The 6,197-nt window shown below is 71.4% G+C and carries 5 protein-coding genes; 4 read left to right on the forward strand and 1 reads right to left on the reverse strand.

From position 1 onward, the window contains the following. The 4 genes from xdhB to AC1D1T_RS29310 form a co-directional block, all read left to right on the forward strand. Positions 1-2,035: xanthine dehydrogenase molybdopterin binding subunit (gene xdhB / locus AC1D1T_RS29295; RefSeq protein WP_477993011.1), on the forward strand; the 2,035-nt coding region annotated here is incomplete at its 5' end. 223 nt (positions 2,036-2,258) lie between these two features. After that, complete coding sequence (locus tag AC1D1T_RS29300; protein ID WP_477825113.1) at positions 2,259-3,515, forward strand: GNAT family N-acetyltransferase; 1,257 nt, start codon at positions 2,259-2,261, stop codon at positions 3,513-3,515. A 13-nt stretch (positions 3,516-3,528) separates the two neighbouring features. Beyond that, positions 3,529-4,323, forward strand: a complete 795-nt coding sequence (gene xdhC / locus AC1D1T_RS29305) for a xanthine dehydrogenase accessory protein XdhC (RefSeq protein ID WP_465112657.1) — start codon at positions 3,529-3,531, stop codon at positions 4,321-4,323. A 111-nt stretch (positions 4,324-4,434) separates the two neighbouring features. Beyond that, positions 4,435-4,980 (forward strand): ferritin-like domain-containing protein, encoded by a 546-nt coding sequence (locus tag AC1D1T_RS29310; RefSeq protein WP_477825114.1) that lies wholly within the window; start codon positions 4,435-4,437, stop codon positions 4,978-4,980. 12 nt (positions 4,981-4,992) lie between these two features. Here AC1D1T_RS29310 and AC1D1T_RS29315 read toward each other — a convergent pair. After that, positions 4,993-6,197 (reverse strand): glycerate kinase type-2 family protein (locus AC1D1T_RS29315; RefSeq protein ID WP_477993012.1); only part of this gene is annotated, 1,205 nt, incomplete at its 5' end.

Below are 6,197 nucleotides of genomic sequence, written 5' to 3' on the forward strand. Positions count from 1 at the left end.
GCGCTACCTCGGCCAGCCGGTGTTCGCGGTGATCGCGTCGACGCGCGATGCGGCGCGCCGTGCCGCGGCGCAGGCCAAGGCGGTGCTGAAGGTGGAGGCGCGGCCGCCGGTCCTGACGCCGCAGGCCGCGCATGCGGCCGGTGCCTACGTGCTGCCGCCGATGCACCTGGTGCGCAGCACGCGCGCGGGCGGCGCACGGGCGGCCATCGACGCGGCGCCGCACCGCCTGAAAGGCACGCTGGACGTCGGCGGCCAGGAGCAGTTCTACCTCGAAGGCCAGATCAGCTACGCGATCCCGAAGGAAGACCGCGGCCTGCTGCTGCACTGCTCGACGCAGCACCCGAGCGAGATGCAGCACCTGGTGGCGCATGCGCTGCAGCTGAGCTCGCACCATGTGCAGGTGGAGTGCCGGCGCATGGGCGGCGGCTTCGGCGGCAAGGAATCGCAATCGGCGCTGTTCGCCTGCGTCGCGGCGGTGGCGGCGCAGAAGCTGCGCCGGCCGGTCAAGCTGCGGGTCGACCGCGACGACGATTTCCTGATCACCGGGCGGCGCCACTGCTTCTGGTACGAGTACGAGGCCGGCTACGACGACGACGGCCGCATCCTCGGCAGCGAGGTCACGATGGTGTCGCGGGCCGGCCATTCGGCCGACCTGTCGGGCCCGGTGATGACGCGCGCGCTGTGCCACTTCGACAACGCCTACTGGCTGCCCGATGTCGCGATGCACGGCTTCTGCGGCAAGACCAACACGCAGAGCAACACCGCGTTCCGCGGCTTCGGCGGGCCGCAGGGCGCGATCGCGATCGAGAACATCGTCGACAGCATCGCGCGCGCGCTCGGCAAGGATGCGCTGGACGTGCGGCGCATCAACTTCTACGGCACCGACACGAATCGCACGACGCCCTATGGCCAGTCGGTCGACGACAACATCCTGCACGAGCTGTGCGCGCAGCTCGAGGCCGACAGCGGCTACCGTGCGCGCCGCGAGGCGGTGGCGGCGTTCAACCGGGTGAACCCGGTGCTGCAGCGCGGCCTGGCGTTCACGCCGGTCAAGTTCGGCATCTCCTTCAACGTGAAGCACCTGAACCAGGCCGGCGCGCTGGTGCATGTGTATGCCGACGGTTCGATCCTCGTGAACCACGGCGGCACCGAGATGGGCCAGGGGCTGAACACCAAGGTGGCGCAGGTGGTGGCGCACGAGCTGGGCGTCGGCTTCGAGCGGGTGCGCGTCACCGCGACCGACACGCACAAGGTCGTCAACACCTCGGCCACCGCCGCCTCCACCGGCAGCGACCTGAACGGCAAGGCGGCGCAGGATGCGGCGCGGCAGATCCGCGTGCGGCTGGCCGACGTGGCCGCGCCCCTGCTGGCCTGCCGCGCCGACGAATTGCGCTTCGCGAACGACGAGGTGATCGGCCCGGCCGGGCGCATCGGGTTCGCCGAGCTCGTGATGCAGGCCTATCTGGCACGCGTGCAGCTGTGGTCCGACGGCTTCTACGCGACGCCCGGCCTGCACTGGGACAGCGCGACGCTGACCGGCCGGCCGTTCTATTACTTCGCGTACGGCGCGGCCGTCAGCGAGGTGTTGGTGGATACCCTGACGGGCGAATGGAAGCTGCTGCGCGCCGACGTGCTGCACGACGCCGGCCGCTCGCTGAACCCGGCCGTCGACACCGGCCAGGTCGAGGGCGCGTTCATCCAGGGCATGGGCTGGCTGACCAGCGAGGAGCTGGTGTGGCACCCGCAGACCGGCCTGCTCGCGACGCACGCGCCGAGTACCTACAAGATCCCGACCGCGAACGACTGCCCGGCCGTCTTCAACGTGCGGCTGTACGACGGCGAGAACGTCGAGGACAGCATCCACCGCAGCAAGGCGGTCGGCGAGCCGCCGCTGCTGCTGCCGTTCTCGGTGTTCTTCGCGATCCGCGATGCGGTGTCGGCGCTCGGCGGGCACCGCATCGACCCGCCGCTGCGCGCGCCGGCGACGCCGGAGGCGATCCTCGATGCGATCACCGCGGTGCGTGCGGCAGGCTGAACGCCATCGGATGCAATGCCACCAGACGCAAGCCAGGCAACCGAACGCAACGTGAGCGCCAAAACGAGGCAGGACGGCCCCGATTCGTGCGGTATTCACGCACGAACCCCCGGGGCGAGGGAGACGGCAAAAGCGCTGCCGTCGATATCCTTCGTGTCGATTCGCAGGCGTCCGCACCGGGCGCCGTTGTCCGGTCGATTCTTCGCGAGCTCCAGCCGTCTTCATGAGCGCCACCACTTCCGCCTTCGCACCCGTTGCCACGCCACCCGCAGCTTCACCGGTGGTGTTCTCGCGGGCGGCTGCCACCGACAGCCAGCTGATGAAAGGCTGGGACGGGCTGCTCAGCGACAGCGGGCATGTCTACCGCATCTACCAGTCGCCGGAGTGGTGGAACCACCTGGTCGCGACGCGCCCGGCCGACGACCTGCTGCTGGGCGTGCTGCCGGCGGAAGAGGGCGCCGAGGTCGGCGTGGTGCCGATGGACGTGCAGCCGTACCCGCTCGCGTTCTCGGCCGGGCGCTGGACCTTTGCCTCGCTGAAGCTGCGCTCGGCCCACCTGCTGGGCGGTGCGCCGCTGGTGGCCGGCCGGCCGGGTGCGCTGGCCGACGTGGTCGATCGGCTGTGGCGCGAGCGCGCCGACCTGGATGCGCTGTTCCTGAAGGGCATTCCCGCCGGCTGCAGCGCCTGGGCCGGCTGGGAGGCGCAGCTGCGCCAGCGCGGCGGCTCGCTGCTGTACAGCGAGCACGGCAAGCGCCCGCTGTACACGATCGCGCTGCCCGAGACCTTCGATGCCTACCTGGCGCGCTTCGGCAGCAAGAAGCGCTACAACCTGCGCCGCCAGGTGCGGGTGCTGGAAGAGCAGATGCCGGGGCTGGAGCTGATCCGTGTCGATGCCGAGGAGCAGGTGGCCGAGTTCGTGCGCCAGGCGCAGCACATCGCCAGGCGCACCTGGCAGCACCAGGCGATCGGCCCGCTGGGCATCGAGCGCGACGACATCGCGCTGCGGCTCACCGACCTGGCACGCCGCGGCCTGTTGCGCAGCTACGTGCTGCGCAGCGGCGGCCGGGCGCTGGCCTTCGTGCTGGGCTACCAGGGGCGCGGCGTGTTCCATTACGCCGACATCGGCCACGACGCGGAGCTGTCGAAGTTCAGCCCCGGCACCGTGCTGCTGTACCGGTTGATCGAGGACCTGATCGCGCACCAGCGGCCGCAGACGCTGAACTTCGGCATCGGCGTGTCGGAATACAAGCGCCAGTTCGCGACCGAGGTGCGCGAGGAAACCTCGCTGCTGATCCTGCGCGACACGCTGCGCAACCGGCTGCGCGTCGGGCTGCACGGCGGCTGGCGCGGGCTGCTGACGAAGGCCAAGTCGCTGCTGCGCCGGCCCAAGCTGGTGCTGGCCGGCGTGCTGACGCACGAGGCGGTGTACGAGCTGGTGGGCACGGTCATCAACACGCCGCTGCCGGTGCTCGTGGGCTGACGGAGATCTCCCGATGAGCACGCTGCGCCGTGAGGCGTTGGCGCTGCTCGCGGCCGGCGTGCCGGCGATGGACGTGCAGGTGCTGTCGCACCGCGGCTCGGTACCGCGCGAGGCCGGCACGCACATGCTGGTGACGCGCGATGCGGTGCTGGGCACCATCGGCGGCGGCCACCTCGAACTGACGGCGATCGCGCAGGCGCGGCAGTGGCTCGCCACCGGCGACACGGCACCCCATGACGCCGAGTTCGCGCTCGGCCCTTCGCTCGGCCAGTGCTGCGGCGGCGCGCTGACGCTGCGCACCCAGCGGCTCGGCGACGCGCTGCTGGCCGCCTGGCCCGACGGCGCGCCGCGCTTCTTCGTGCAGCTGTACGGCGCGGGCCATGTGGGGCGGGCGATCGTCGCGCTGCTGGCCGGCATCGACTGCCGCGTGCAATGGATCGACGAGCGCGACAGCGAATTCCCGCCGCACCCGCTGCCGGCGCACATCGAGCGGCTGTGCGTCGAGCCGGTGGAGGCCGAGGTGGCCCAGGCGCCTGCGGGCGCGCACTACCTGGTGCTGACGCACAGCCACGACCTCGACCTGCGCATCACCGAGGCCATCCTGCGCCGCGGCGATTTCGCGTACCTCGGCCTGATCGGCAGCCGGACCAAGCGCGCGCGTTTCGTGCATCGCTTCGAGGAGCGCGGCGTGCCGGCCGAGGCGATCGGCCGGATGACCTGCCCGATCGGCGTGCCGGGGATTGCCGGCAAGGAACCCGAGGTGATCGCGGTGGCGGTGGTGGCGCAGTTGCTGCAGCAGCAGCGGTGAGGCCGGCGCGGCCCAGTCCTACAGGCAGGGCCGCTGCCTTCCGATGCCGGCCGGGACCGATGCTTCCTACAGTGAAAGGATCCGCAACCCTGACCCCGAACGGAGATGGCCATGCACGACAAGAACGCCCGCGAGGGCAAGGCCCTGCGCCTGGACGAGACCGCGATCGAAGCCGCCCGCAAGCGCACCGAGGACGGGGCCGTGACGCCGAGCTACGGCCCGTGGCGCGACGACATCGTGCTGCTGCTGAACGGTGCGCTGGCCACCGAGCTGGTCTGCGTGCTGCGCTACAAGCGCCACCACTTCACCGCGCACGGCATGTCGTCGCCGGCGATCGCCGCCGAGTTCATGGTGCACGCGAACGAAGAGGCAGCGCATGCCGACCTGATCGCCGAACGCATCGTGCAGCTCGGCGGCGAGCCCGATTTCTCGCCGAACACCTTGCTCGAACGCAGCCATGCCGCCTACGACGAGTCGTCGGAACTGAAGGCGATGATCCGCGCCAACCTGGTGGCCGAGCGCGTCGCGGTGGAAACCTACCGGCAGATGATCACGCTGATCGGCGACAAGGATCCGACGACGCGCCGCATGCTCGAAGGCATCCTGCACGACGAGGAAGAGCACGCCGACGAGATGAAGGACCTGCTGGAGCAGTGAGCTCCCGCCGGGTCAGAGCACCAGCAGCGCGCGGAAGTCGTTGACGTTGGTGAAGGTCGGCCCGGGCACGACCAGGTCACCGAGCGGCGCAAAGAAGTTGTAGGCGTCGTTGCGGTCCAAGCGGTCACGTGCGCTGAGGCCCTGTGCCTCGGCGCGCGCGAGCGTGTCGGGCGTGACGATCGCGCCGGCGTTGTCCTCTACACCGTCGATGCCGTCGGTGTCCGCGGCCAGCACGAACACGCCCGGCTGGCCTTGCAGCGCGAGGGCGCAGCCGAGCAGGAACTCGGTGGCGCGCCCGCCGCGCCCGCCCTTGCTGGCGACCGTCACCGTCGTCTCCCCGCCGGAGAGAATCACGCACGGCGTGCGGAACGGCTGTCCGCGCCGCGCGACCTGCCGCGCGAGCGCCGCATGCACCTTGCCGACCTCGCGCGACTCGCCCTCGATCTCGTCGCCGAGGATGTGGGCCTCGATGCCCGCGGCGCGGGCGAGTGCCGCGGCGGCTTCGAGCGACTGCTGCGGCGTCGCGATCATCCGCACCTCGTGCCCGGCGAAGCGGGTGTCGCCGGGTTTCGGCGTCTCGAACGCGCCGCTTTCCAGCCCGGCGCGCGCCGGCGCCGACACCTCGATGCGGTAACGCGCGAGGATCGCCAGCGCATCGGCGCAGGTCGTCGCATCGGGCACCGTCGGCCCGCTCGCGATCACCTCGGGCGAATCGCCCGGCACGTCGGAGACCAGCAGCGTGACCACGCGGGCCGGCGCGCACATCGCCGCCAGCCGCCCGCCCTTGATGGCCGACAGGTGCTTGCGCACGCAGTTCATCTCGTCGATCGCGGCGCCGCTCTTCAGCAGCGCCTTGTTGATCGCCTGCTTCTCCTCGAGCGTGACGCCGTCGGCCGGCAGCGCGAGCAGCGCCGAGCCGCCGCCGGACACCAGGCACAGCACGAGATCATCGGCGGTCAGCCCTTGCGTCAGTGCGGCGATCCGTTGGGCCGCCTGCCGCCCGGCCGCATCGGGCACCGGGTGGGCCGCCTCGACGACCTCGATGCGGCCCGGCTTCGCGCGGTAGCCGGGCGGCACATGGTCGTAGCGCGTGACCACCAGCCCGGACAGCGGCGCGTCGGCGGGCCACAGCGCATCCAGCGCCTGGGCCATCGCGCCGCCCGCCTTGCCGGCCCCCAGCACCAGCGTGCGCCCGCGCGGCGGTGGCGGCAGGAAGG

The sequence above is a fragment of the Rhizobacter sp. P2_H3 genome (assembly GCF_056403355.1).